Origin of the sequence: Porticoccus sp. (assembly GCF_041592135.1) — a bacterium.
Classification (GTDB): Bacteria; Pseudomonadota; Gammaproteobacteria; order Pseudomonadales; family Porticoccaceae; genus Porticoccus.
Window position 1 is genome coordinate 1 of the sequence record NZ_JBFHQR010000015.1, and the last position, 24,295, is coordinate 24,295.

Here is a 24,295-nt window from a genome sequence, read left to right on the forward strand (position 1 = left end):
GCCAGTTGTAGATTTGCTGTGCACTGACACCCAATTCTCTGGCAACAGAAGCCGTTGTATTGCGTTCTTTTTCGGCTCGCTTTACCGCCTCACGACGGAATTCCTCGGTATAAGCCTGTGTTTTTTTACGTGCCATGGTAAGCACCTCCATATAGGTCAATCTAACTATACAGAGTGTCTACAAGTCGTGGGTACCTCGGAGGGTTAACGCCCTAATAAACAGAAAATACTGTCCACTAGAGTGGTTACAGATCAGCTGGCACAAAGCGCCAACGTAGTGGCAGTCCTAGCGGCATGCGACAACACTAAGCGTGCAGGGCGCCGCCATGGCGCTTCAGAGCTTCAGCGAGTAATGCATTTGTAATACAGATAATCACCGTCACAAAATAAGCCGGCGGCAGGGGCATTGCCTCGCTGCACGGTATGGGCGGGAATATCGGGAAGCTACATCCTCGTCTTTCTCGGCATCGAAAATTTCTTTTGCTGTTTGCCGGGAGTGCCAGTTGAGCGGTGAAAACAGAAGGGGGTTGGTTAAAAAATAATCGTTACCACCCCTTGATGCCCGAGGAGCCGATACCCCACGGCGATTGCTTGAGCCAAGCGTTAACGTCTTCCACGGGCATTGGTTTGCCCATGTAATATCCCTGTCCGACATCGCAATCCAGTTCGGAGAGTCTGGCCCAGACAGCTTCAGATTCCACGCCTTCCGCGACAACGCTTAATTCCAATTCATGTGCCAAACGAATGGTTGAGCCAACAATGATCGCTGACTCAGTATCAACAAGCATATCAATAACAAATGACTTGTCGATTTTGAGTGCGTGGATAGGTTGTTTTTTCAGTATCGACAGGGAGGAAAAGCCTGTCCCGTAATCGTCGACATAGATCTTTATACCCTTCTCCCTCAATTTGCTCAGTGCTGAATAAGCGATATCCTTGTCTTCCATGATGGCCGTTTCGGTGATTTCTATCTCGAGCATTTCCGGAGGGATGCTCCACCGGTCAAGGAGTTGATCTATCAGGTTGAGGAGCTTACTGTCGTGCAGGCTGCGAGCAGAGAGGTTGACCGCCACGGGTAAATAAATGCCCTGTTGTTGCCAAAGGGACAGTTGGCGTAACACTTCTTCGAAGACCCGTATGCTCAGTTCTCGAATCATGCCAGTTTTTTCGGCCAGGCCAACAAAGGTGTCCGGTGCGATCATGCCTTCTGCGGAGTCCCACCAGCGAGCCAGTGCTTCAAAACCAGTGACGCGCCCGGAGCGAAAATCCACTTTGGGTTGGTAATACACTTGCAGCTTGTCGTTTTTTAGAAGGCTGTGCAGTTTGGCCGCCAGGGACAGCAGCCGTTTTCGTTCCATCTCATTGTCTGGTTCGGATATCTCGTAAAGGTTGCCGGAGTCCTTCGCTTTTTGCAGGGCCTTGTCCGCCATGCCCATTAACTTCTCTGGTGTCAGGCCGTGTTGGGGGAAGAATGCAATGCCAAATGTGCCCTTGACTGTCAGGGTGTAGTTATCTATTCGATAAAGTTCATTGAGCGCGCTGTGAAGGGTTTGTACGATTTTCTCGATATGGGATGGGGTGGTGTCGTCGAGGATAATGCCAAACTCATCGCCATGGAGACGTGCCAGCGAGCCCCTTTCCGCTAGTGCTTCGCGCAGTCTTTTGCCGGTTTCCCGCAAAACCCAGTTGCCCGCCTCATATCCCAATGTGCCATTGATCTCTCTGAGCCTGTTCAAACCAAAAAGCAATATCGCAAAAGGCTTGTGATTACTGGCCGAACTGTCAGTCCGGTCGGCAAGCCACCCCCGAAACTGCGTATAATTCGGCAGTTTGGTCAGTGAGTCGTAATTGGCCATCTCGTGGAGGAGCCGTTCCGATTCCAACTGCTTTTCGTTTGTGCGCAATACCTTGATGCCAAAGGCCAGGTCCGAAGCCATCTCTTCTAGGATGTGGCATTCGTTTTCAAGGAAAGCCTCGGGGTCTTCGGACAAGATGGTAAATGCCCCGAAAACCTTGCGATCGATTGTTAGTGGCAGGGATATTGCCGAGTGAACGCCCAGCTGGCGGTTGATGCCATGCCAGTGTTGGTATTGCGCGGCTGTTTGAAGGCCCCGTGCATGTACGCTCTTTCCCGTGCGGATGGCCGTTCCCGTCGGTCCGTAACCCTTGTCCGACGTATCCCAGGTAATCGCCAGAATACGCTGTAGGTTGGTTTCGCCTCCGGCACTCGCCTGGATAGACACGGTTTTTTGGGAATTATCTTCGGCATACCCCACCCACGCTAGCATGTAACCGGCGGTATTCACAGCGATGTCACACATTTTCTGTAGCAGTATCTTTTCATTTTCTGCTCTCAGTAATACGTGGTTCCCGCTGCTCAGCGTTTGAAGTGCGCGGTGTGTGCGCTTTAGTTCACTGTTATGCTCGTTGTCGGTACTCTGTAGCCGCTGCAGCTCGGTGGCGAGGCATTCCATGCTTGTTACCAATTCCGTCAGCTCCGGCAAGGTTGGTTGCAGGTCGACCCGGGCCGAGTAGTCATGCTGTGAAAGCTGGCGAGAGTACCCTGCAACAGCTCTTAGGGGGATCAGCACCCAACGGCGAAAGAAAAGCCATAACAGGGCCGCTATAAGAAACAACGCCACTATCATGAGTGAGGTATAGCGCCCAAGATATTGGCCGAGGGGTGGTTCGAGGGGGCTTACTACGGCCAGGTACAGGTTCTTGCCCCAGTCCTCCAGAAACGGGGTGTAGGCATAAAGTCTTACGTCGTCCTTGTTGTCTACTGAAGAAATCCAGCCGGCGATTTTTTGTTGGCCGATGTATTGTAATGTTTTCTTGTCGAGGGTGGGGGGAGCTTCCCGGGTGGAGTGATGCGCAAGTAAGGTGCCGTTTTGGTCAAGCAGAACAATGCCGATGTCCTGATCAAGGGCATGGTCGATGATATTTGCACTCAGCCAGGTCAAATCCAGGGCCCCATAGACTACGGCCGTTACAGCGCCATTTTCTGCGATAACCGGATAAGCGACATTGATAGTAGATGACTTTGTTATGCGTCCGGTCTGGGGGTCACCCACGGCAAACCCCTTGGTTTTCTTGGCGTCGATGTAATAGTTCCTATCGCCAAGCCACATTCCGGGTTTTTCGGGGCGCGCGGAGCAGAGCAGGTAACCTTCGCCATCAATAATTCCCAGGTTCGCGAGGTAAGGGTGACGCTTCAGCTCTTCCTGAAGTCGACCGGCACAACTGGGGTCTGTGAATGTGTTGCCGCTGGTTTGTTGCGCCAGCATGCGAAGCAGTTGTTCGGACAGCTCCAGGTATTTGTATTGATCGCTGGCTACGTATTGCGCAAGTCGTAACGCATTGGTGTTAACCGAATCCTGTGCCAATTGATGGTGGTACTTCATGTCTTGAATCAGCCCGAAAAAGAAAAGCGTGGCGCTAAGTAGTATTGCTAACAGGCAGCCAAGCTTGAGTGAGCTAAAAAGCTTCACCTCTTCTCCCCCCCCCCTTTTTTTTTACTCGCTGGAGTAGCTCGTGCTTCTAAAGTTTTCTTCATGCAGTCTAGCCTGGAAAATGTGGAATAGTTATCGAATTGTATATGTATAAGTACCGTATTTGATGTGATCAAAATCACACTTGTGAAGAAGAGGTAGGCGGATAACCAGCTTTAGTACCGGAGGGTGTAGTTCCCCCACCGTTTCTTGCGAGGTGCTAGTTCATAGGGTGAATTACGGTGGTTAGTTACTGCGCGCCGTTGGCCTTGAGGATGTCGACGTAGTCTTCCGCATGGCGGTGCTGGCTGGCGATGGCGAGCAGGGTGTTGCCATCGGGGTTGGTGGCGTTGATGTCGTGGCCCGCTTCCAGGAAGAATGTGATGAAGGTGTCGAAGTTTTCCGCCATCATGCCGCGATAGGCTTTTTCCAGTATGTGGAAGTCGGGGTTGACCCCTTCCGGCGCTTCGAATTGCAGAAAGGTTTTGATGCGGGCGTCGTCAAAAATTTCGCCGAGGACTTTTTGTTTATCTTTTTTCAGTGACATGGTGTTTATGAGTCGTTGATTCTGAATGGTTGGTTAAGCCACCGCTAAAAATCGTGATTTTTTCGTGAGTGCAAGGAAGCGCCGCGCACAGACCCGCCGTGTATAAGGCATACATGAGGAGTCGAGCACGGCACTGACAGGGCAATCGCGGAAAAAGCGCATTTTTAGAGCAGCTCGTTGAGTTTTTTGAGCAGGACTTCATTGACCTGCTGCGGGTTGGCCTGTCCCTTGGAGGCCTTCATGATCTGGCCAACAAAATAGCCGAGCATCTTGGGCCGTTTGGCCTCGTCGGCGCTGCGGTAGTTGTCCAGCTGCTGGGGGCTGTTGGCGATCACTTCATTCACCAGGGCTTCGATGGCGCCGCTGTCGGAAACCTGTTTCAGGCCGCGGGCCTCGATGATGTCGTCCGCGCTGCCTTCGCCGTTCCACATGGCATCGAACACTTCCTTGGCCATTTTGCTGGAGATGGTGCCGTCCACCAGCCGGGCGATCATGCCGGCCAGCTGCTCGGCGCTGACCGGACAGTTCTGGATGGCGATGTCCTCGGCGTTGAGCCGGGCGGACAGTTCCCCCATGATCCAGTTGGCGGCCAGTTTGGCATCGCCGCCGGCGGCGGTTTCAAAGTAGCGCGCCACATGGGCGTCGCCGCTGAGGATGTTGGCGTCGTAGTGGGACAGCCCGTACTGGTCCATAAAGCGGTCGCGGCGGGCGTCCGGCAGTTCCGGCAGGGTCTGGCGAATGGCCTGGATGTAGTCGTCGTCGAAGACGATGGGCAGCAGATCCGGGCAGGGGAAGTAGCGGTAATCGTTGGCTTCTTCCTTGCTGCGCATGGCGCGGGCCTTCTTGGTATCGCCGTTGTAGAGGCGGGTTTCCTGAATGACTTTGCCGCCGTCCTCAATCACCTCGATCTGCCGCGCCACTTCCAGGGCGATGGCCTCCTCCATGAACTTGAAGGAGTTGAGGTTCTTGGTTTCGGTGCGGGTGCCGAAGCTGTCGCTGCCCAGCGGGCGCACGGAAATATTGACGTCGAAACGCATCGAGCCCTGGGACATGTTGCCGTCGCAGATACCCAGTGAGGTGACGATGCTGTGCAGCTTGCGGGCAAAGGCCACCGCATCCTCGGCACCGCGCATATCCGGTTCGGAGACGATTTCGATCAGCGGCGTGCCGGCGCGGTTCAGGTCGATGCCGGACATGCCGTGGCCATGTATCTCAAAAGAGCCTTCGTGCAGGGATTTGCCGGCGTCTTCTTCCAAATGGGCGTGGTGAATGCGGATGGACTTCTTGCTGCCGTCCGCCAGTTCGATCTCCACGTGGCCGCGACCGACAATGGGTTTTTCCAATTGCGTGGTCTGGTATGCCTTGGGCAGGTCCGGGTAGAAATAGTTTTTGCGCTCGAACATCGAGGTGTGGGCAATGTCCGCATCGATGGCGAGGCCGAACATGATGGCATCGCGGAACGCCTGCTCATTGGGCACCGGCAGGGTGCCGGGCATGGCCAGGTCGATGGCGCAGGCCTGGGTGTTGGGTTCGGCACCGAAGGCGGTGCTGGCGCCGGAGAAGATTTTCGATTTGGTGGCCAGTTGGACGTGAACCTCAAGGCCGATAACGGTTTCCCACTGCATTATGCAAGGCCCTCCGGTGCGCGCTGGTGCCAGTCGGTGGCCCGCTGGAACAGGTGTGCCACGTTCAGCATCAGGGCCTCGTCGAAATAGTCGCCGATGATCTGCAGGCCCACCGGCTTGTTGTCCACCAGCCCGCAGGGCACGGACATACCGGGCAGGCCCGCCAGATTGGTGGCGATGGTGTAGACATCTTCCAGGTACATGGCCACCGGGTCGCTGCCTTTTGAGCCAAAGGCGAAGGCCGGGGAGGGCGAGGTGGGCCCCATGATCACGTCCACCTGTTTGAATGCTTCCACGAAATCCTGCTTGATCAGGCGGCGCACCTGTTGCGCCTTGCGATAGTAGGCGTCGTAGTAGCCGGCGGACAGGCAATAGGCGCCCACCAGGATGCGGCGCTTCACTTCCTCGCCGAAGCCTTCGCCGCGGCTGCGCATATAAAGGTCGCGCAGATCCTTGGGATTCTCGCAACGGTAGCCGTAGCGCACGCCGTCAAAGCGCGACAGGTTGGCGGAGGCCTCCGCCGGGGCGATCACATAGTAGGCCGGCACGGCAAGGTGAGAGTGAGGCAGGCTCACCTCTACTAACGTGGCGCCGAGCTTCTCATATTCTGCCAATGCATCGCGCACGGCCTGTTCGGTACCGGGATTCAGGCCCTCGCCAAAGTATTCCCTGGGGATACCGATTTTCAGGCCGCTCAACGGCTGGTTCAGGTCGATGCTGTAATCCGGCACCGGGCGGTCGATGGAGGTGGAATCCTTCGGGTCGAAACTGGCCATGACGTTGAGCATCAGCGCGCAGTCCTCGGCGGTGCGGGCCATCGGGCCGCCCTGGTCGAGGCTGGAGGCGAAGGCGATCATGCCCCAGCGTGACACCCGCCCGTAAGTGGGTTTCAGGCCGGTAATGCCGCACAGGGCCGCCGGCTGGCGAATGGAGCCGCCGGTATCGGTGGCGGTGGCCGCCGGGGTCAACCGCGCGGCGATGGCCGCCGCCGAACCGCCGGAGGAGCCGCCGGGCACGCAGTTGATGTCCCAGGGGTTTTTCACCGGGCCGTAATAGCTGGTTTCGTTGGAAGAGCCCATGGCGAACTCGTCCATATTGGTCTTGCCGAGAATCACCGCGCCGGCATGGGCGAAGTTTTCCACCACGGTGGCATCGTAGGGCGGCACGAAGTTATCGAGCATTTTCGAGCCGCAACTGGTGCGCACGCCGTTGGTGCAGAAGATGTCCTTGTGGGCCATCGGCACGCCGCAGAACAGCGGCGCACTGCCGCTGGCGCGCTGCCGGTCGGCGTCGGCGGCACTGGCCAGCGCGGCGTCGGCGGTAACAGTGATGAAACTGTTGTAACGGCCGTCCAGCTGCTGGATGCGGTCAAGGAAGTGGCGGGTAATTTCCACACTGGAAAACTCGCCGCGGTTCAGTCCGGCAATGATGTCGGCTAGGGTTTTGTTATGCATGGTGGATCGGCTGCCTCACTCGATCACTTTCGGGACCAGATAGAGGCCCGCTTCGGTGACGGGGGCGATCGCCTGGAAGGCCTCCCGCTGGTTGGTTTCGGTCACCACATCGGGACGCAGGCGCTGCACCGCGTCGGTGGGGTGGGCCATGGGCTCGACGCCCTCGGTGTCGGCGGCCTGCAACTGGTCCACCAGCGCCAGCACGTCGGCGATGCTTTTGGTGGTCTCAGCGATGGTCGCTTCATTCAGTTCGATGCGCGCCAATTCTGCGAGCTTTTCGATGTCTGCACGTTCGATAGTCATGGTATAGTTTCTGCGCTGTGAACAGAGACGGCCAGAACCTGATTTTCGGCCTGACGAAATGAGGGGGCGTAAGTTACCACATCCGCTGCGGCAGGGGTACTGTGAAACGGCATTCCAATTGTGATTTTTCTACGGGATCAAGGACTTAAACCTTGCCCTCAACGCCGGCGATTGATAGAGTCGCCGGTTTTCGGAACCATCGGTCAGGCGCGTTGATGCGCGTGGCCAACAAGGGAAAAGATAGATGCTGAAAAGACTGCGCGGTGTTTTCTCCAACGACCTGTCCATCGATCTGGGCACCGCCAATACACTGATTTACGTGCGTGACAAGGGCATCGTGCTGAATGAGCCATCCGTGGTGGCGATCCGCCATCATCACGGCCAGAAAGTGGTCGAGGCCGTGGGGGTGGAGGCGAAGCGCATGTTGGGCCGCACGCCGGGCAATATCACCGCCATTCGCCCGATGAAAGACGGCGTCATCGCCGACTTCCAGGTGACGGAAAAAATGCTCCAGCACTTTATCAAGAAAGTGCACTCCCACAGCCTGATTCCGCCGAGCCCGCGGGTACTGATCTGCGTACCCTGCATGGCCACCGAAGTGGAAAAGCGCGCCATCCGCGAATCGGCCTACAGCGCCGGGGCGCGGGAAGTGTTCCTGATCGAGGAACCGATGGCAGCGGCCATCGGCGCCGGCATGCCGGTGGATGAGGCCTGCGGTTCCATGGTGGTGGACATCGGTGGCGGCACCACCGAGATCGCCATTCTGTCCCTGAACGGCGTGGTGTTCTCCGATTCGGTGCGCATCGGCGGCGACCGCTTCGACGAATCCATCAGCAATTATGTGCGCCGCAAATACGGCAGTGTGATCGGCGATACCACCGCCGAGCGCATCAAGATGGAAATCGGCAGTGCCTACCCGGCCAGCGAGGTGCGCGAGATCGATGTGCGCGGCCGCAACCTGGCGGAAGGGGTGCCGAAGAGCTTTACCCTCAACAGCGATGAAATTCTCGAGGCCCTGCAGGAACCCCTGGCGGCCATCGTGCAGGCGGTCAAGCGGGTGCTGGAACAGTCTCCGCCGGAACTGGCTTCGGATATTGCCGAGACCGGTGTGGTGCTGACCGGCGGCGGCGCCCTGCTGCGCGATCTGGACCGGCTGCTGACCCACGAGACCGGACTGCCGGTGATTGTGGCGGAAGATCCGCTGACCTGTGTTGCCCGCGGCGGCGGCAAGGCACTGGAGACGATGGAAAAGCGCCATATGGATGTCATGTCATCCTGAGGGCATTGTTCCCGTTCCAGCCCCAGGACTATTTTTAATTACGGCGGGGTGGCCCCATCAAAAACCTCTTTTCCAAGGGTTCTTCTCCAGCGCGGCGGGTGCTGTTGCTGGTGGCCGCCGCGCTGCTGCTGCTGTTTCTCGACAGTTTCACTCCCTGGTTGCAGCCGGCCCGCAAATGGCTGGCTGAAGCCAGCGGCCCCCTCTACTGGGTAACCAGTCTGCCCTCGCGCCTCAGTGAATACGGCGATGAGTCGGTGATTGGCCGCCGTCAGCTCGAAGAAGAAAATGAACAACTGCGCACCGAGCTGCTGATCCTCAAGGCCCGCATGCAGCGCATGACCGAAGTGGTGGCGGAGAATGTGCGCCTGCGCAATCTGTTGAACGCCACGGAAATGCTCAAGGATCGGGTGCTGGTGGCGGAACTGATCGGCGTTTCCCCCGACCCCACCCGCCACACCATCATCATCAATCGCGGCGAAGAGCAGGGTGTCTACGTGGGCCAGGCGGTGCTGGATGCCGACGGCCTGATGGGGCAGGTGATTGAAGTCTACCGCAGCAGCAGCAAGGTGCTGCTGATCACCGACAGCGCCCACGCGCTGCCGGTACAGGTGGTGCGCAATGGCGGTCGCTCCATCGCCGAGGGCATGGGCGATTTTGGTCGGCTGTCGCTGCGCTATGTGCCGCCCAGCACCGACATTGTGGTGGGTGACCAGCTGGTCAGCTCCGGTCTCGGTGGTCGCTTTCCGGTGGGCTACCCGGTCGGCACTGTCGCCGCGGTCCAGACCCTTCCCGGCGAGTCCTATCTGGAAGTGATCCTGGCACCCGCGGCGCGCATCGATCGCAGCCGCCATCTGCTGTTGCTGTTTTCTGCGGTGGAAACCCTGGGGGAGAGCGACCTTGGAGGAAAATGATCCCTTCATTTATTTCTGGAGTGCGCTCAGCCTGGTGCTGGCACTGATGCTGCAGATTGTTCCCCTGTCGGTCCTGCTGGCGTATTGGCGCCCTCAATTTGTGTTGCTGCTCGCCTGTTACTGGCTGTTTCGGGCCCCCGCCCTGCACGGCGTGGTGTTCGCCTGGCTCTGTGGCCTCGCCCAGGATGTGGTGCTGGGGGAATTGATTGGCCGCTATGCGCTGTCCTTTGCACTCTGCACCTACCTGCTGCAATTGCTGCAGCAGCGCTTTCAATTTATGTGGGTCTTCCACCAGTTGATCCTGATCCTGCCATTGGTGTTGTTGAACCAGCTGCTGGCCAACAGCATTACACTGTTTTTGCGCTCGGGTTGGCAGGGAGAGCTGGTGGTTGCGCCGCTGTTTTCCTCGCTGCTGGTGTGGCCGCTGCTGGCCTGGCTGCTGAACCGGATGGGGTCGTCGGAGGCCTACGAAGACGAGGAAATTTCCTCGTCCTGATGAGCAACAGCGGGAGTACTGGCGACAGATGACGGTGGTGGATAGTCGGGAGCAATTTATTCTGGCGTCAGCCTCGCCGCGGCGCCGGGAGTTGCTGGAGCAGATCGGCTGCCGTTTCCGGGTCGCCCCGGTGGACCTGGATGAAACGCCCCTGAAGGGCGAGTCGCCCGCCGCCTATGTGGTGCGCCTGGCGCAGCAGAAAGCCTCCGCCGGTTGGCAGCGCAACGGCCAGCGGGGTCTCCCGGTACTGGGGGCGGATACTGCGGTGGTGCTCGGCGAGCGGATTTTTGGCAAACCGACCGGCCGCGATGACGCGGTGGCGATGTTGCAGTCCCTGTCCGGCAATACCCACCGGGTGCTGTCGGCGGTGGCGATGACGGATGGCGCGCACTGCCTGCACCGGCTGTCGGAAACCCTGGTCAGCTTCCGCCCCCTCGAGGTGGGGGAATGCCTGCGCTACTGGGACAGTGGCGAGCCGGCGGACAAAGCCGGCGCCTACGCCATCCAGGGTTATGGTGCGGTGTTTGTCACGGCCATCCGCGGCAGCTATTCCGGCGTGGTGGGCCTGCCACTGGTGGAGACCTGTGAATTGCTCAAGGCGTTTGGCCTGTCCTGGTGGATGGAGAAGGCATGAGTTCGGAAATTCTGATCAACATTACCCCCATGGAAAGCCGCGTGGCACTGGTGGAAAACGGTGTACTGCAGGAGGTGGGGGTGGAGCGCACCCTGCACCGGGGTCTGGTCGGCAATATCTACAAGGGCAAGGTGGCGCGGGTGCTGCCCGGCATGCAGGCGGCCTTTGTGAACATCGGTCTGGAGAAGGCCGGCTTTATCCATGTGGACGATATCCTCACCCCGCTGATCAACTGCGAACCCAGTGACGCCGGGGATATCCGCCTGTACCTGCGGGAGGGGCAATCGGTGGTGGTACAGGTGATCAAGGATCCGATCAGCACCAAGGGTGCGCGCCTGTCCACCCAGTTGTCGGTGTCGTCGCGGTTTCTGGTCTATATGCCGGATGTGGCGCATATCGGCATCTCCCAGCGCATCGAGGATGAAACCGAGCGCGAGCGCCTGCGCGGCGCGCTGGAGGTGGCGCTGTCCGGCAACGAGGGCACGGGTGGCTATATCATTCGCACCGCTGCCGAAGGGGTGGAGGCCGGGGAATTGGCCAAGGATGTGCAGTTCCTGAACCGGCTCTGGGGCCATATTAATGAGACCAGCCGCCAACTCAGTGCGCCGTCAGTGGTTTACGAGGACCTGCCCCTGTACCTGCGCGCCATGCGCGACATGGCGCTGCCGGTGGTGGAAAAAGTGCGGGTGGACTCCGGCGAGGCCCACGGCAAGCTCTGTGATTTTGCCGCCCAGTTCAACCCGGAAATGGTGCCGATGATCGAGTGCTATTCAGAGGATCGGCCGCTGTTCTACCTCTATGGGGTGGAGGATGAAATCAGCCGCGCCCTGGAGAAAAAGGTGCCGCTGAAATCCGGGGGTTACCTGGTCATCGAGCAGACCGAGGCGATGACCACGGTGGATGTGAATACCGGCGCCTTTGTCGGTCACCGCAACCTCGAGGAGACCATTTTCAAGACCAACCTGGAAGCGGCGTCGACCATTGCCCGCCAGCTGCGGCTGCGCAACCTGGGCGGCATCATCATTATCGATTTTATCGACATGCAGGATCTGGAGCACCGCCGCCAAGTGTTGCGGGCGCTGGAGAAAGCGTTGTCCCGGGACCGCGCCAAGACCACTCTGGCCAGCGTGTCCGAATTGGGTCTGGTGCAAATGACCCGCAAGCGCACCAGCGAGAGCCTCGGACAGCTACTCTGTGAGGCCTGTCCGGTCTGCGATGGCAAGGGTAGCTTAAAATCGGCGGAGACCATCTGTTATGAAATTCTGCGGGAGATTCTGCGCGAGGCGCGCGCCTTTGAGTGCAGCGCCTTTCTGGTGCTGGCGGCGCCGGTGGTGATCGACCGCCTGCTGGACGAGGATTCCGCCTACGTGGCGGACCTCGAGGGCTTCGTCGGTCGAACTATTCAGTTCCGGGTGGAGTCAATGTATAGCCGCGACCAGTACGACATTATTCCGGTCTAGTGTCGCCCGCAACGGAAGTGATTTGAAGGTCTTATGCACGGTTTTTTATTTAACGATGGCTCGCGTATGATGACCGCCATGGGTCGGGCCAATGGCTTGCCAGTCCGTTGTCCCGCACGCCTGGCCTCCCATGCCTAACCCCCACAAAAGAGCCCCTGTCAGGAGCCGGTTTTGAAAGGAACTCGATTGCTGAAGTCCCTCATCAGGCGATTGCTGATGCTGGCGGCGCTGTCTGTGATCGGGCTGGCGCTGCTGGTGTCCCTGGGGCGCGAGGCCATCGACAGCCTCGATACCTATCGCAGTGAAATCAATTACTACGCCTCCGGGCAACTGGGGCTGCGGATCGAGAGCGAGCAGCTGCTGGGCGAGTGGCGCCGCCTGAAACCGCGCATCACCGCCCTCAATATCGCCATCGGCGCCCCCGGCGAAACCCGGCCGGCAATCACCCTGGAACGGATCACCCTGGAAGTGGATCTGCTGCGCAGCCTGCTCGCCCGGCAACTGGTGTGGCGGGAGTTGTGGATTGGCGGCGTGCAGTTGTCCCTGGCCGAAAATGCCGAGGGCCATTGGTCCATCAGCGGTCTGCCCCCCCGCGAACCCGACCAGCAGGATAACAGTGCCCTGCTCGACATGCTGTTTGACAGCGACCTGCTGGGGGTGGACAAGATCGCCGCCCGGATGACATTTTTCTCCGGCACCGAGGCGGTGCTGGAGGGGCAGGATATCCTGCTGGAGAACAGCGGCGACTTTCACCGCCTGATGGCGGGGCTCAGCCTGGCGGATCACCAACAGGTGGCCAGCCTGGTGGTGGAAGCCCGGGGCGACCACCGGGATCTCGACCATTTCAAGGCCTCGGGCTATCTGAAGGTTCACCGCATCGACCTGAGCGGTTCGTTCAGCGCCTTCGCCAGGGGCTGGTTCCCGGGACTGGTGGAGCGGCTCGGCGATATCGAGACCGATATCGAGAGCGAAATCTGGATCGACATGCTGAAAGGCGGCGAAGCCCGGCTGGTGGGGCGCCTCTCCGCGGCGGAGATTCCCCTTAACTGGGTCGAGGATGTGGCGCCCATCACCAGGCTGCATACGGATCTCACCGGCTGGTTTAAACCGGGCGAGAGCTGGGGGCTGCGGCTGCAGGGGCTGGACTTCGATTGGGGCGAGCTGGCCATTGAGCCGCTCACCGTCAACTACCAGCAGAAGGTGGGTGCCCGCTGGGGTGAAGGGGCGCTGGCGCTGAGCCAGATCAACCTCTCCCTGGTGGACGATCTGCTGGCGCAGACCGGCCTCGCCTCGCCGCAACTGGTGGACGCCATCGGACAGTTGCAACCCAGCGGCTCCCTGCGCGCCATGCACCTGGACCTGAATCTTGACGGCGGCCAGTCCGAGGTAAAACTGCGGGCCAATCTCGACGATGTGGCGATATCGTCGTGGCACGGCGCGCCGGCGATCCGCCAACTGAATGGCTACCTGGAAACCCTGAACGCATCCGGCACGCTGGAGATAGACAGCCCCGACGGGCTGGCCCTGCACTATCCCCAGGTATTTGACGGCTATATGGAACATAGCGCTTTCCGCGGCCAGTTGCGCTGGTTGTGGGATGCGCCGCATCACAGCCTGAAGATTGCCAGTGGCCGCCTGGAGATGGGGGGCGAAGAGGGCATTGGCCGGGCCTACCTGCAGCTGGATATTCCCGTCTCCCAGCCCGACAGCAAGCCGGAGATGTATCTGATGGTCGGGGTGCGCAATAGCCACTCGCGCTATCGCCAGCGCTACCTGCCAAACAATCTCGAGCCGGGATTGTTGCACTGGCTGGACGACGCGCTGGGGGAGATGGCCATCCCGGAAGTGGGATTTGTCTGGCGCGGCCCGCTGGTTGGCGGCGAGGGGGGGCTGCGCTCCATCCAGCTCTATCTGCAGGCCAGTCAGGGCGCGTTGCAATTCCAGCCCGACTGGCTGCCCCTGGAGCATCTGGACACCGTCCTGACCCTGGACACCGGCGAGCTGGATGCGGAAATCCAGCGTGCCACCATGGGCAAAGCCCGGGTCAAGCACGGCGAGGTGCGGTTGCGCTCGACCCCCGCCGGCGGCCATCAGCTGTTGGTCAATGCCGAGGTGGCCGCCGATGTCGGCGACGCGGTGGCGCTGTTGTCCCGGTCGCCCCTGAAATCCCGGGTGGACGGGCTGAATGGCTGGGCGCTTTCCGGCAGCAGCCGCATTGACCTGGATCTCGCCATTCCCCTGTCCCAGGACGGCACGGAGGGGGCCTATACCGTGACCGCCGACTTGACGGATGGCGCCCTGGCCCTGCCGGATAGCGAGATTGCCTTTACCCGACTGCGCGGCCGTCTCGGCTACCGTGACGACCGCGGGCTGTTTGCGGACAAGTTGCAGGGGCAATTCTGGGGTGAGCCGGTGGTGGCCAGCATTGCCACCGGCAAGGACAGTTTGCGGATTGATGCGGCGGGACAGCTGGCCATGCCCGCCCTGGCGCAGTTCATCAAGCTGCAATCCGGGCGTATTTTGCAGGGCAAGACCGCTGTACAGGCCCGGCTTACCGTGCCGTTGCTGGCTACGGGCAGCCCGATTCACCTGAAGGTTAACAGCCAGTTGCAGGGCGCGGTCATCGACCTGCCGTCGCCCTTCGGCAAAGCGGCGACAGTGCCGCGGGATATCCAGGTGGATGTGGAGCTGGCCGACGGCCAGGATATTCGCGTCAAGACCGAAGGGGGGGTGCGGGCGCGCATTCAGTTGCAAAACGGGGCGCTGCAACGCAGCTTGCTGGCCGTTTACAGTGATCGGGCGGAGCTGCCGGGACTGGGCCAATTCCGCATCACCGGTGAGCTGAAGCAGTTTTCCCTGACCGAGTGGATGCCCTACTTTGCCGAGCTGGCGGGGCGGAAACGGGATTCCTCGAGCGCCCTCGAGCTGATGTTCGATGGCCGTGTTGACAACCTGGAGGTAGCCGGACTGGCGCTGCAACAGGCGGTCGCCAGCGGTCGCTACCACGAGGGCGACTGGCAGGTGGTGGTGGACAGTCGGCAGGCGTCCGGCCAGGCGCTGGTGCCCGGTGATCTGACTCAGCCGATCAGGCTGGACCTGCAGCGACTGGTGTTGCCCAAACCGCCGGAGGGTGACGCCGAACAGACAGAGATCGACCCCGCCACCTTCCCGTTGATGCAGGCGAACATCCGCGACTTTGCGGTGGGCGACTCGCACCTGGGTTACGCCAGTTTCCGGGCCGAGCCCCAGCCCCACGGGGTGTGGGTCTCGGCCATTGACGCCAGTCTGAACGGCCTGCGGCTGGGGGGTAACGGCCAGGACACCACGCTGTTGTGGGAGCTCGAAGACGGTCGCCACCACAGCCAGTATTCCGGAGTGCTGCAGGCCGGGGACGTGGGCAAGGTGATGGAGGCCTGGGGTACCCCGGCGGCGCTGGAAAGCAAGAAGGCGCACTTTTTTGCCGACCTGGGCTGGTATGGCAAGCCCTGGGAAGTCACCCCCCCGGCCCTGACCGGCGCCATGTCCCTGCAACTGGAAAAGGGCCGCTTCTACAAATCGCCGGCCGGTGCCGCCAATGCCATGCTGCGCCTGGTGGGCCTGTTTAACTTCGACAACTGGCTGCGCCGCCTCAGTCTCGATTTTTCCGACCTGTTCGAGAAGGGTGTCAGTTACGATGAAATGAATGGCGGCCTGTTGTTCGATGCCGGCGATATGAGATTTGATCCGCCACTGATTGTAAAAATGCCCTCCGGCCGTTTCAAAATGACCGGCACGGCCAACCTGGTTCGCGAGGATATCGATGCCACCCTGGTGACCACCCTGCCAGTGGGCACCAACTTGCCCTGGGTGGCGGCGCTGGTGGGTGGTTTGCCCGCCGCCGCCGGCGTGTATATCACCGGCAAGATCTTCGAGAAGCAGGTGGATAAACTGTCCAGTATCAGCTATCACATCACCGGCCCCTGGGATGACCCGGAAGTGGATGTACAGAAGATTTTCAGCGACGGGGCGATCAAATAATGCGCTGTATCGCCGCCATTCAAATGACCAGCGGCGGCAGCCTGCAGGCCAACCTGGCACAGGCAGCCGAGCTGATCGACCAAGCCGTACAGCAGGGCGCGGAACTGCTGGTGTTACCGGAGTATTTTGCCTACCAGGGTTGCCGCGAGGTGGCCGACATCGCCATTGCCGAGCGGGATGCCGGCGGCCCGGCCCGGCGCTTTCTGGCGGAACAGGCGCGGCGGCACGGCATCTGGCTGGTGGGTGGCACCATCCCGGTGGCGGTGGAACACGACCAGCGAGCGGCGGCCAGTTGTTTTGTGCTGAATGCACAGGGCGAGGAAGTGGCCTGCTATCGCAAAATTCACCTGTTTGATGTGGATGTCGAGGATGCCAAGGGCAGCTATCGGGAGTCCGATGACTACTGTCACGGCAGTGAGCCGGTGGTGGTGGACAGCCCGTTGGGCAAGCTCGGCCTGACGGTCTGTTACGACCTGCGCTTTCCCGAGCTCTATCGCAGCCTGGCGGAACAGGGCGCGCAAATCCTGCTGGTGCCCTCCGCTTTCACCGCGGCCACCGGCGAGCCCCACTGGGAGCTGCTGCTGCGCGCCCGGGCGGTGGAAAACCTCTGTTATGTGGTGGGCGCCAACATGGGGGATCGCTTTCACGACAAGCGTCCCACCTGGGGTGGTTCCACCATCATCGACCCCTGGGGCAGGGTGCTGGCGGCGCTGGCCGACGGTCCCGGGGTGGTGGTGGCGGAGATCGACCTGGCCTATCTGCACAAACTGCGGCAAAAAATGCCGGTACATGAACACCGTCGCCTCAATGGGGTCAAACCTTCAGGTTAACCCGTTGAGTGCTGTCATGAACAAGATGCTTTTCCCGCTGCTCGCGGCGCTGCTGATGTGCGGCGTCACCGTTACCGCTGTCGCAGACCCCGCCGGGATGAGCGTCGAGCAGGCCCGGCAACTGATTGCCGAGGGCCGCGACCTCGACCGAATTCCCAAAGCCACCTGGAAGCAGATCCTCACCCCGGAGCAATACAACATTCTGTGGCGCAAGGGCACCGAGCGGGCCTTTAGCGGGGATTTGCTGAACAACAAACAGAAGGGCACCTATGTGACCGCCGGTTGCCGCATCCCGGTGTTCCGCTCGGAACACAAGTTCAAGTCCGGCACCGGCTGGCCCAGCTTTTGGGAGATGGCCGACAAGGACAATATCGTGCTGGCGGATGACTGGTCCTGGCTGGGCAAGCGCACCGAGGTGCTGTCCGCCTGTGGCGAGCACCTGGGGCACGTCTTTAATGACGGTCCGCCCCCCACCGGGTTGCGTTACTGCATCAACTCCGATGCGCTGTTGTTTGTTCCCGATGAGGAGCAGCACGGCGAGCAGGCCAACTGACCGTCGCCGTGTCGATACTGGTGACCGGATTTGACCCCGGCCGCGACGGCGTCAATGCCTCCGCCGCCCTGGTGACCTCCCTGCGGGATGACCTGCCGGCGGATCTGTTGCCGTTTCGTTCCCAACTTCACTTTGCCATTCTGCCCCTGAGCAGCCGCGAACTGGGCGGCGCGGTGTTGGCGCAGGTAGCGGCCAGTCGGCCTCGGTTTTGTGTGTTTACCGGTCAGGCCCGGGGCCGCCACAAGGTTAACCTGGAGCGCCTGGCCACCAATCTGAAGGACTTCGAGTCCCCGGACGTGGAAGGTGGTCAGCCGCGCGGGGAGCTGATCGAGCCCGCCGGCCCGGCGGCCTGCTGGAGCACCCTGCCGGGGCAGCAGCAAATGGTCGATCGGCTCAACGATCGGGGCATCCCGGCAGCGCTGTCGAACCATGGGGGCAACCATCTCTGTAATCAGCTGCTCTACCAGATGCTGTACTGGGCCCGACAGAGCGGCTCGGGGGTGCGCTGTGGTTTGGTGCATATCCCGCCGCTGCCGGTGCAGGCCCAGACACAGTGGCCGGAAACGCCGGTGATGCCGCTGGCTATGACCCGTGCAGCACTCACCTGCATTCTGCTGGTGTTGGCCGCGCAATTGGCGGAGGAGATAACACCGTGAGGGGGCGTCCCTGGCTGGAAGCCTTGCTGCGGGTGGCGGTGATCCTGATGGTGCCGCTGATGGCCTGTATCGGTTACTACGCCATGGTCGGCGGTGGCAGCGTGATCGCGGGCATCTCCAGCCTGGCGGGGGTGGCCTTGGGGTTGGTCAGTCTACTGGGGCTGGTGATGGCGATGCGTTCTCCGCAGGGCGCCGGAAAATCGCTGGTTTTTTGGGGTGTCGTCGGCCTGCTGGCATTGTTACTGGTTATGACGTCCTTCTAGCGCCGACGGTTTTCTAGCGCCGACAAGTTCCTGAAAAAAACGCCGCGATTAGCGGTGATAGGGATGGCCGGCATTGATGCTCCAGGCGCGGTAGAGCTGTTCCGCCAGCAGGATGCGCACCAGCGGATGGGGCAGGGTCAGCGCCGACAGTGACCAGCGGCTGTTGGCCCGCGCCAGGCATTCCGGTGCCAGTCCGTCGGGGCCGCCCACCAACAGGCTGAAGTTGTCGCCGGACAGTTGCCACTGTTGCAGTTTGCCCGCCAGGTCCGGGGTGCTCCAGGGCTTGCCCAGCACATCCAGGGCGATCACCTGGTCCTGTTCGCCGATGGCCCTGAGCATGGCTTCCCCCTCCCTGGCGATGGCGCGGCGGATATCCGCGCCCTTGCCGCGCTGTCCGAGGGGCAGCTCGACAATCTCCACATTCAGTTCCGGGGGCAGGCGCTTGAGGTACTCGTTGCAGCCGGATTCCACCCAGTCGGGCATTTTGGTGCCCACCGCGAGAATTCGCAGCCGCATCGACGCTTACTCCTCGCGGCCGCCGGCCTTGAGGTCGTCCGGGCGCATCGACCAGAGTTTTTCCAGGTCGTAAAACTGGCGGGTGGCGGGCAGCATCACGTGTACCACGATATCGCCGTAGTCCACCAGTACCCATTCCGATGTGTCCATGCCCTCCACGCCGATGGGGCGGAACCCCGCTTTCTTGGCCTCTTCCACCACATTGTCCGCCAGTGCCTTGACCTGGCGGTTGGAGGTGCCGCTGGCGACCACGATGTGGTCCATGACATCGGTGAGATCGCTGACATCCAGGGTGACGATGTCCTTGCCTTTAATGCCCTCGAGGGCGTCGATCACGATGTCGATCAGTTGGTTGCTCATTCAATACCTATGTTTAATACAGCTGGTTCTGGTTAATGTAATCAATGACGCCGTCCGGTACCAGATAACGGATGGATTCACCCCGCTGCAATGCCTGGCGGATGCCGGTGGCAGAGATGGGCAGCAGGGTCATTTCGACAATCAATAGCTTGCCTGCGGGCGTCGCCTGCAGTTCCGTGACGTCCAGGGCGCGGTGACGGCGCACAAATTCCAGTACTGCTCCCGCGTTGGGTAAATGCCAGCCCGGCCGCGCCGCCGCGACAATGTGGGCATAATCGGTCAATTCCTGCCAGCGATGCCACCGGTTTAAATTGACCAGCGAGTCCATGCCGATACACAGGCACAGCGGCGTGTCCGCTCCGATCTCGGCGCGAATCCCCGCCAGCGTGTCCAGGGTATAGGAGGGACCTTCCCGGCGCAGTTCGCGATCATCCACTGCCAGCCCCGGTTCCGCGTCGACGCCGCACTTCAGCATCGCCAGGCGGTGCTCGGCAGAGGCCATCGGTTGCGCGCGGTGGGGCGGCTGGGCGCTGGGCAGCAGTCTCATCTGTGCCAGTCCCAGGGCCTGCTTTAACTCCAGCGCGGTGCGCAGGTGGCCGATGTGCACCGGGTCGAAGGTGCCGCCAAACAGGCCGATGCCGGACAGGGGTTGAGGGGCTTTGTCCATGTTACTGGCGGATTTCGCCGTGGCCGTACACCACCCACTTCTGGGAGGTGAGGCCTTCCAGGCCCACCGGGCCGCGGGCGTGGATCTTGTCGGTGGAAATACCGATCTCCGCGCCCAGGCCGTATTCAAAGCCGTCGGCAAAGCGGGTGGAGGCGTTGACCATCACCGAGCTGGAGTCCACCTCCGCCAGGAAGCGGTTGCTGCGGGCCTCGTCACGGGTGACGATGGCTTCGGTGTGGTGGGAGCTGTACTGGGCGATGTGATCCATGGCCGCGTCCATATCGGCCACCACTTTAATGGACAGAATCGGCGCCAGGTATTCGGTCTGCCAGTCCTCTTCGCTGGCGGGCAGGCAGTCGATGATGGCGCGGGTCCTGTCGCAGCCGCGCAACTCCACGCCCTCGGCCCGGTAGGCCTCGGCCAGTCGCGGCAGAATCTCTTCTGCCACCCCTTCGGCCACCAGCAGGGTTTCCATGGCGTTGCACACCCCGTAGCGGTGGGTCTTGGCGTTGACGGCGATGTTGAAGGCCATGTCCAGGTCGGCCTTGTCGTCGATGTAGACATGGCAGATGCCGTCCAGGTGCTTGATCACCGGCACCCGCGCCTCGCGGCTGATGCGCTCGATCAGGCTCTTGCCGCCGCGGGGTACGATCACATCCACGTACTCGGTCATGGTAATCAGTTCACCCACCGCGGCGCGGTCGGTGGTGTCGATCACCTGCACGGTGGTTTCCGGCAGGCCGGCCGCAGCCAGTCCCTGCACAATGCAGTCGGCGATGGCGCGGTTGGAGTGAATGGCCTCGCTGCCGCCGCGCAAAATGGTGGCGTTGCCGGATTTCAGGCACAGGCTGGCGGCGTCCACGGTGACGTTGGGGCGGGATTCGTAAATGATACCCACCACGCCCAGGGGCACGCGCATCTTGGCGATCTCAATGCCGCTGGGGCGCAGCTGACGGTCGCTGATCACGCCCACCGGGTCCGGTAGCTCCGCCACCTGGCGCAGACCCTCGATCATGGCGTCGACCCGCGCATCGTTCAGTTCCAGGCGATCCAGCAGGGCGGCATCGAGGCCGTTGGCGCGGCCGTTTTCCAGGTCGCGGGCATTGGCCGCCAGCAGCTCGCCGCGGCGGCTGTCAATGGCGCCGGCAATGGCCAGCAGTGCCGCATTCTTGGCGGTGCTGTCGGCGGCGGCGATCAGCCGGGCGGCGGCCCGCGCGCGCTGCCCCAACTCCGCCATGTAAGACTTGATATCCATACAGTTGTGATAGCAGTAATTTCAGGACCGCGCATTATATCCTTGCGATGCCGATAAGTCCTGAAATTCACGCGGGTTTTTCCGGAGTCGGTCCGGGCGAGGGCCGCTGCACCCGGATTTAGGGTGACAGTACCTTGCGATAGCCCCGGGTGTAGACCCAGTCGTCATCGCGGGCCGGCAGATGACAACCGTGGCAGTTGTTAAACCCTTCGCCTTTCCAGTTGGTCGTCTGGCTCGGTCCCGGCTGGTCGCCATTGAACAGCGCCCAGCCCCAGCCCTCGCCCCAGGCACTGTTGTCCGGGAAGCGATTGTGGCGGTCCTTGACCATCACAAAGGTTACTTTGGGGGCGGCGTCGTAATGGACCTGGCCGGTGGTCATGGTTTCCGCCTGTGTGGCGGAGACGGTTTTCACCAGCACGGCGCCGTCGGGAAATTCCCCGTGCTCCCGGTAATAGCGGACACTGTCCGGTTGGCTGTAGACCTGGTGCAGGTCCACGGCGGAGGTTTCCGCCTCGGTCATGCCGGGGTTGCCGACCACATAGCTGCCGAGGTGGGTCCAGGTTGTGCGGAAGTCGTTCGGCAGGCTGATATGGCCCTGCTTGTCGACCAGATTGTCGAAGGTGTCCGGCGGTGCTGCCTGGGCGCTGAAACTGGCGCAAGCCAGCAGCACCAGTGCGCTGAGTCTGCGGTTCACGGTATGGCTCCTGTGTTGGTTGGCCACTGATAACCTAGCGCGATAGCGGTGTCGGGTCTGTCAGCCAGCTGACAGTCACCGGCATTCAGGTGGCGAGCAGGTGTTGCAGCTTGTGGCGATTCTCCAGGCACAGATAGTGGCGGGTGTAATCGATGATGCCGGCGCGGCGCCAGTCATTGAGAATCTGGCTGACGCTCTGGCGGCTGCCGCCCACCATTGCCGCCAGCTCCTGCTGGGAGAGCTTGATATCCCGCTGGTGGCCGTGGCGACAGGGACCGCCACACTCGGTGAACAGCTCGGCCAGAGTCCAGGCCAGCCGCCGGGGCAGGTCGGCGGCCTGTTGCAGAAACAGCGATTGCTGCAGCCGTGCCTCCCGCGCAGCCAGTTGCGTGGTCAGGGTCAGGGCCAGCTCCGGGTCCGAGCGCAGGCGCGCCTGAAAGACCTGTCGTGACTCCCGGTGCAAGCGGCAGCCCGCCTTGGCCACCGCCCGGTGCCCGGCCAGGCTGCCGCTCAAGCCGGGACCGAAGTAATCGCCGGGTCCCAGCAGGCCGACAATACAGGGGCGTCCGTCCAGGCTGTCGCAGTCCAGCAGTACATAACCGCCCAGCACCTGATAAACCACCGGGTGGTTGTCACCGCGCACATAGAGGGGCTGGGCCGAGCGATAGGCCTTGCCGGCTGGAGTGGGGGTGGAGGGGAGCATTGACTGTGCACCTGTAAACGGGTTATCGGCGGCCTATTGTGGCCACAAACTGTTGGGGAAAGAAATGGTTTCCCGGGCGGCGCGGGATGGCAGCTACAAGTCGCTTGGGAATTGGGAGCCGGGCAGGCACAATCAGCGACCATGAAGATTGCCGATGCACTGACTGATCTGGAGGCGTTCAGCCGCCGCCATCCCCGCCTGCTGGTGCTGACCGGCGCCGGCATCAGCGCCGCGTCCGGGGTGCCCACCTACCGGGATCGCAACGGTCAGTGGCAGCGCAAACCGCCGGTGCAGCACGCCGACTTCCTCGCCGATCACGCCACCCGGCAACGCTTTTGGGCGCGCAACATGGTGGGCTGGCGTTTTATGCGCGATGCCCGGCCGAGCCCGTCACACTATGCCCTGGCGGAGTTGGAACGGCTGGGATTCGTGGCTTGCCTGGTGACCCAGAATGTGGACGGCTTGCACCAGCGGGCGGGCAGCAACCGGGTGATCGACCTGCACGGCCGCATCGACCGGGTGCGCTGCCAGTCCTGCGGGGTGGACTATCACCGGGAAACCATTCAGCAGTGGCTGGAGCAGCGCAACCCGGACTTTGCCCGGCTGGCGGGCGCCATCGCCCCGGATGGCGATGCGGAGGTGGATGATCTCGATTACCGCAGCTTGCAGGTGTGCGACTGCGAACACTGCGGCGGTGTGTTGAAGCCGGATGCGGTGTTTTTTGGTGGCAATGTGCCGGCCGACGCGGTGGCCGAGGCCGCCGCTGCGCTACGGCAGGCGGATGCCCTGCTGGTGGTGGGGTCGTCGCTGATGATCTATTCCGGTTTTCGCTTCTGCCGCTGGGCGGCAGAGCAGGCTGTGCCGATAGCGGCGATCAACGAGGGCAAAACCCGCGCCGACGATATGCTGGCACTGAAGCTGGAACTGCCCTGTGATGCACTGTTGCCGCCTTTGGTGGCAGCGCTGAAAAAGGTCGACCGTTAGTTCGGCTGGGTCTGGCTGAGGGTATCCAGCCAGTCGCGGATCTGCGCCAGTCGCGCCAGAGGATCGGCCATTTCCAGCAGGCTGATGGGCAATACCGGTTCCACTGGCAGCAGTTGCGCCAGTTGCCAGCCCAGCCCGTTGCTGTCCCGGGGCGGCTGCCAGTCATGGTTATCCGGATAATATTCCTCCGCCAGCAGGGCGAGCAGTTCCTGTAAGTCCTCGCTGCTGTCGTCCAGCGGCACGACCGGGTCCTCGGCGCAAAAACGCACCTCGCCCACCACCAGGCCATCCTTTTCCGCCCGGCTGTTGAGCAGCTGGAAACGCTGGCCGCCCTCAATGGCAATGCCCAGCAACCCGTTCTCCAATTGGTTCCAATCGATGATCTCGGCGGCGACCCCCCAGGGATGCACCTGGGGCACGGCACCCACTTCACCGCCTTCGAGGATCGGCACCACACCGAATGTGCCCTGTTTTTTCAGGCACTCGGTAATCATGCGCAGGTAGCGCTGTTCAAAAATCTGCAGGTTGAGGCGGGTGCCGGGAAACAGCGGCTGGAGCAGTGGAAAAAGGGGGATCTGGGCGGTGGTTGTCATGGTC

Annotated in this window: 24 protein-coding genes; 11 read left to right on the forward strand and 13 right to left on the reverse strand. The window is 61.3% G+C overall.

The features are described 5' to 3' along the window. The 6 genes from ABY948_RS02885 to gatC form a co-directional block, all read right to left on the reverse strand. Nucleotides 1-151: transposase (locus ABY948_RS02885; protein ID WP_461481038.1), on the reverse strand; the 151-nt coding region annotated here is incomplete at its 3' end. A gap of 394 nt (nucleotides 152-545) precedes the next feature. After that, the gene (locus ABY948_RS02890) at nucleotides 546-3,491 is read right to left on the reverse strand and encodes a bifunctional diguanylate cyclase/phosphodiesterase (protein WP_461481007.1); all 2,946 of its coding nucleotides are present in this window, start codon (nucleotides 3,489-3,491) and stop codon (nucleotides 546-548) included. Between the two features lie 250 nt (nucleotides 3,492-3,741). After that, the gene (locus ABY948_RS02895) at nucleotides 3,742-4,038 is read right to left on the reverse strand and encodes a PA4642 family protein (protein WP_461481008.1); all 297 of its coding nucleotides are present in this window, start codon (nucleotides 4,036-4,038) and stop codon (nucleotides 3,742-3,744) included. Nucleotides 4,039-4,202: 164 nt separating this feature from the next. Then, nucleotides 4,203-5,663 (reverse strand): Asp-tRNA(Asn)/Glu-tRNA(Gln) amidotransferase subunit GatB, encoded by a 1,461-nt coding sequence (gene gatB / locus ABY948_RS02900; RefSeq protein ID WP_461481009.1) that lies wholly within the window; start codon nucleotides 5,661-5,663, stop codon nucleotides 4,203-4,205. Beyond that, nucleotides 5,663-7,117 (reverse strand): Asp-tRNA(Asn)/Glu-tRNA(Gln) amidotransferase subunit GatA, encoded by a 1,455-nt coding sequence (gene gatA / locus ABY948_RS02905; RefSeq protein ID WP_461481010.1) that lies wholly within the window; start codon nucleotides 7,115-7,117, stop codon nucleotides 5,663-5,665. The genes gatB and gatA overlap by 1 nt, the downstream gene beginning before the upstream one ends. Nucleotides 7,118-7,132: 15 nt before the next feature. After that, nucleotides 7,133-7,420, reverse strand: a complete 288-nt coding sequence (gene gatC / locus ABY948_RS02910) for an Asp-tRNA(Asn)/Glu-tRNA(Gln) amidotransferase subunit GatC (protein ID WP_461481011.1) — start codon at nucleotides 7,418-7,420, stop codon at nucleotides 7,133-7,135. 244 nt (nucleotides 7,421-7,664) lie between these two features. Between gatC and ABY948_RS02915 the strand changes: the two genes are divergently transcribed. From ABY948_RS02915 to ABY948_RS02960, 10 genes are all read left to right on the forward strand, one after another. Beyond that, nucleotides 7,665-8,699: a rod shape-determining protein gene (locus ABY948_RS02915; RefSeq protein ID WP_461481012.1), complete on the forward strand. Its 1,035-nt coding sequence runs from the start codon at nucleotides 7,665-7,667 to the stop codon at nucleotides 8,697-8,699. A gap of 56 nt (nucleotides 8,700-8,755) precedes the next feature. Further along, nucleotides 8,756-9,610, forward strand: a complete 855-nt coding sequence (gene mreC, locus ABY948_RS02920; protein WP_461481039.1) for a rod shape-determining protein MreC — start codon at nucleotides 8,756-8,758, stop codon at nucleotides 9,608-9,610. Beyond that, the gene (mreD, locus tag ABY948_RS02925; protein ID WP_461481013.1) at nucleotides 9,597-10,106 is read left to right on the forward strand and encodes a rod shape-determining protein MreD; all 510 of its coding nucleotides are present in this window, start codon (nucleotides 9,597-9,599) and stop codon (nucleotides 10,104-10,106) included. Before mreC ends, mreD begins: the two co-directional genes overlap by 14 nt. 28 nt (nucleotides 10,107-10,134) lie before the next feature. Continuing rightward, entirely contained in the window at nucleotides 10,135-10,740 is a 606-nt protein-coding gene (locus ABY948_RS02930) for a Maf family protein (protein WP_461481014.1), read from the forward strand. After that, complete coding sequence (gene rng / locus ABY948_RS02935; protein WP_461481015.1) at nucleotides 10,737-12,200, forward strand: ribonuclease G; 1,464 nt, start codon at nucleotides 10,737-10,739, stop codon at nucleotides 12,198-12,200. The genes ABY948_RS02930 and rng overlap by 4 nt, the downstream gene beginning before the upstream one ends. Nucleotides 12,201-12,386: 186 nt before the next feature. Beyond that, complete coding sequence (locus tag ABY948_RS02940; protein ID WP_461481016.1) at nucleotides 12,387-16,217, forward strand: YhdP family protein; 3,831 nt, start codon at nucleotides 12,387-12,389, stop codon at nucleotides 16,215-16,217. Continuing rightward, nucleotides 16,217-17,047: a carbon-nitrogen hydrolase family protein gene (locus ABY948_RS02945; RefSeq protein ID WP_461481017.1), complete on the forward strand. Its 831-nt coding sequence runs from the start codon at nucleotides 16,217-16,219 to the stop codon at nucleotides 17,045-17,047. Before ABY948_RS02940 ends, ABY948_RS02945 begins: the two co-directional genes overlap by 1 nt. A gap of 16 nt (nucleotides 17,048-17,063) precedes the next feature. Then, nucleotides 17,064-17,600, forward strand: a complete 537-nt coding sequence (msrB, locus tag ABY948_RS02950) for a peptide-methionine (R)-S-oxide reductase MsrB (RefSeq protein WP_461481018.1) — start codon at nucleotides 17,064-17,066, stop codon at nucleotides 17,598-17,600. 8 nt (nucleotides 17,601-17,608) lie between these two features. Next, complete coding sequence (locus ABY948_RS02955) at nucleotides 17,609-18,256, forward strand: pyroglutamyl-peptidase I (RefSeq protein ID WP_461481019.1); 648 nt, start codon at nucleotides 17,609-17,611, stop codon at nucleotides 18,254-18,256. Continuing rightward, nucleotides 18,253-18,519 carry a hypothetical protein gene (locus ABY948_RS02960; RefSeq protein ID WP_461481020.1) on the forward strand — a complete coding sequence of 89 codons (267 nt, stop codon included), beginning with the start codon at nucleotides 18,253-18,255 and terminating at the stop codon, nucleotides 18,517-18,519. The genes ABY948_RS02955 and ABY948_RS02960 overlap by 4 nt, the downstream gene beginning before the upstream one ends. A 48-nt stretch (nucleotides 18,520-18,567) precedes the next feature. On the opposite strand, the gene rlmH is transcribed toward ABY948_RS02960, so the two are convergent. The 6 genes from rlmH to ABY948_RS02990 all read right to left on the reverse strand — a co-directional run bounded on the left by rlmH (nucleotide 18,568) and on the right by ABY948_RS02990 (nucleotide 22,714). Next, nucleotides 18,568-19,035 carry a 23S rRNA (pseudouridine(1915)-N(3))-methyltransferase RlmH gene (gene rlmH / locus ABY948_RS02965; protein ID WP_461481021.1) on the reverse strand — a complete coding sequence of 156 codons (468 nt, stop codon included), beginning with the start codon at nucleotides 19,033-19,035 and terminating at the stop codon, nucleotides 18,568-18,570. A 6-nt stretch (nucleotides 19,036-19,041) separates the two neighbouring features. After that, the gene (rsfS, locus tag ABY948_RS02970) at nucleotides 19,042-19,395 is read right to left on the reverse strand and encodes a ribosome silencing factor (RefSeq protein WP_461481022.1); all 354 of its coding nucleotides are present in this window, start codon (nucleotides 19,393-19,395) and stop codon (nucleotides 19,042-19,044) included. Between the two features lie 13 nt (nucleotides 19,396-19,408). Further along, on the reverse strand, nucleotides 19,409-20,062 hold the full coding sequence (nadD, locus tag ABY948_RS02975) for a nicotinate-nucleotide adenylyltransferase (protein ID WP_461481023.1): 654 nt from the start codon (nucleotides 20,060-20,062) through the stop codon (nucleotides 19,409-19,411). Between the two features lies 1 nt (nucleotide 20,063). Further along, nucleotides 20,064-21,317 carry a glutamate-5-semialdehyde dehydrogenase gene (locus ABY948_RS02980; RefSeq protein ID WP_461481024.1) on the reverse strand — a complete coding sequence of 418 codons (1,254 nt, stop codon included), beginning with the start codon at nucleotides 21,315-21,317 and terminating at the stop codon, nucleotides 20,064-20,066. A gap of 118 nt (nucleotides 21,318-21,435) precedes the next feature. Beyond that, nucleotides 21,436-22,011: a cytochrome P460 family protein gene (locus ABY948_RS02985; RefSeq protein ID WP_461481025.1), complete on the reverse strand. Its 576-nt coding sequence runs from the start codon at nucleotides 22,009-22,011 to the stop codon at nucleotides 21,436-21,438. 85 nt (nucleotides 22,012-22,096) lie between these two features. Continuing rightward, a complete protein-coding gene (locus ABY948_RS02990; protein WP_461481026.1) occupies nucleotides 22,097-22,714 on the reverse strand; it encodes a Crp/Fnr family transcriptional regulator in 618 nt (205 codons plus the stop codon). A gap of 141 nt (nucleotides 22,715-22,855) precedes the next feature. On the opposite strand from ABY948_RS02990, the gene ABY948_RS02995 reads away from it, so the two are divergent. Then, nucleotides 22,856-23,698, forward strand: a complete 843-nt coding sequence (locus ABY948_RS02995; RefSeq protein WP_461481027.1) for an NAD-dependent protein deacetylase — start codon at nucleotides 22,856-22,858, stop codon at nucleotides 23,696-23,698. Here ABY948_RS02995 and ABY948_RS03000 read toward each other — a convergent pair. Next, the gene (locus ABY948_RS03000; RefSeq protein WP_461481028.1) at nucleotides 23,695-24,291 is read right to left on the reverse strand and encodes an LON peptidase substrate-binding domain-containing protein; all 597 of its coding nucleotides are present in this window, start codon (nucleotides 24,289-24,291) and stop codon (nucleotides 23,695-23,697) included. The two genes, ABY948_RS02995 and ABY948_RS03000, sit on opposite strands and share 4 nt — an antisense overlap. Between the last annotated feature and the right edge of the window lie 4 nt (nucleotides 24,292-24,295).

What these genes read in the sequence shown, in the direction of transcription:
- ABY948_RS02895 (WP_461481008.1), bottom strand. Translation starts at nt 4,038, where the DNA reads ATGTCACTGAAAAAAGATAAACAAAAAGTCCTCGGCGAAATTTTTGAC.
- gatB (WP_461481009.1), bottom strand. Translation starts at nt 5,663, where the DNA reads ATGCAGTGGGAAACCGTTATCGGCCTTGAGGTTCACGTCCAACTGGCC.
- gatA (WP_461481010.1), bottom strand. Translation starts at nt 7,117, where the DNA reads ATGCATAACAAAACCCTAGCCGACATCATTGCCGGACTGAACCGCGGC.
- gatC (WP_461481011.1), bottom strand. Translation starts at nt 7,420, where the DNA reads ATGACTATCGAACGTGCAGACATCGAAAAGCTCGCAGAATTGGCGCGC.
- ABY948_RS02915 (WP_461481012.1), top strand. Translation starts at nt 7,665, where the DNA reads ATGCTGAAAAGACTGCGCGGTGTTTTCTCCAACGACCTGTCCATCGAT.
- ABY948_RS02930 (WP_461481014.1), top strand. Translation starts at nt 10,135, where the DNA reads ATGACGGTGGTGGATAGTCGGGAGCAATTTATTCTGGCGTCAGCCTCG.
- rng (WP_461481015.1), top strand. Translation starts at nt 10,737, where the DNA reads ATGAGTTCGGAAATTCTGATCAACATTACCCCCATGGAAAGCCGCGTG.
- ABY948_RS02945 (WP_461481017.1), top strand. Translation starts at nt 16,217, where the DNA reads ATGCGCTGTATCGCCGCCATTCAAATGACCAGCGGCGGCAGCCTGCAG.
- msrB (WP_461481018.1), top strand. Translation starts at nt 17,064, where the DNA reads ATGAACAAGATGCTTTTCCCGCTGCTCGCGGCGCTGCTGATGTGCGGC.
- rlmH (WP_461481021.1), bottom strand. Translation starts at nt 19,035, where the DNA reads ATGCGGCTGCGAATTCTCGCGGTGGGCACCAAAATGCCCGACTGGGTG.
- rsfS (WP_461481022.1), bottom strand. Translation starts at nt 19,395, where the DNA reads ATGAGCAACCAACTGATCGACATCGTGATCGACGCCCTCGAGGGCATT.
- nadD (WP_461481023.1), bottom strand. Translation starts at nt 20,062, where the DNA reads ATGGACAAAGCCCCTCAACCCCTGTCCGGCATCGGCCTGTTTGGCGGC.
- ABY948_RS02980 (WP_461481024.1), bottom strand. Translation starts at nt 21,317, where the DNA reads ATGGATATCAAGTCTTACATGGCGGAGTTGGGGCAGCGCGCGCGGGCC.
- ABY948_RS02990 (WP_461481026.1), bottom strand. Translation starts at nt 22,714, where the DNA reads ATGCTCCCCTCCACCCCCACTCCAGCCGGCAAGGCCTATCGCTCGGCC.
- ABY948_RS02995 (WP_461481027.1), top strand. Translation starts at nt 22,856, where the DNA reads ATGAAGATTGCCGATGCACTGACTGATCTGGAGGCGTTCAGCCGCCGC.
- ABY948_RS03000 (WP_461481028.1), bottom strand. Translation starts at nt 24,291, where the DNA reads ATGACAACCACCGCCCAGATCCCCCTTTTTCCACTGCTCCAGCCGCTG.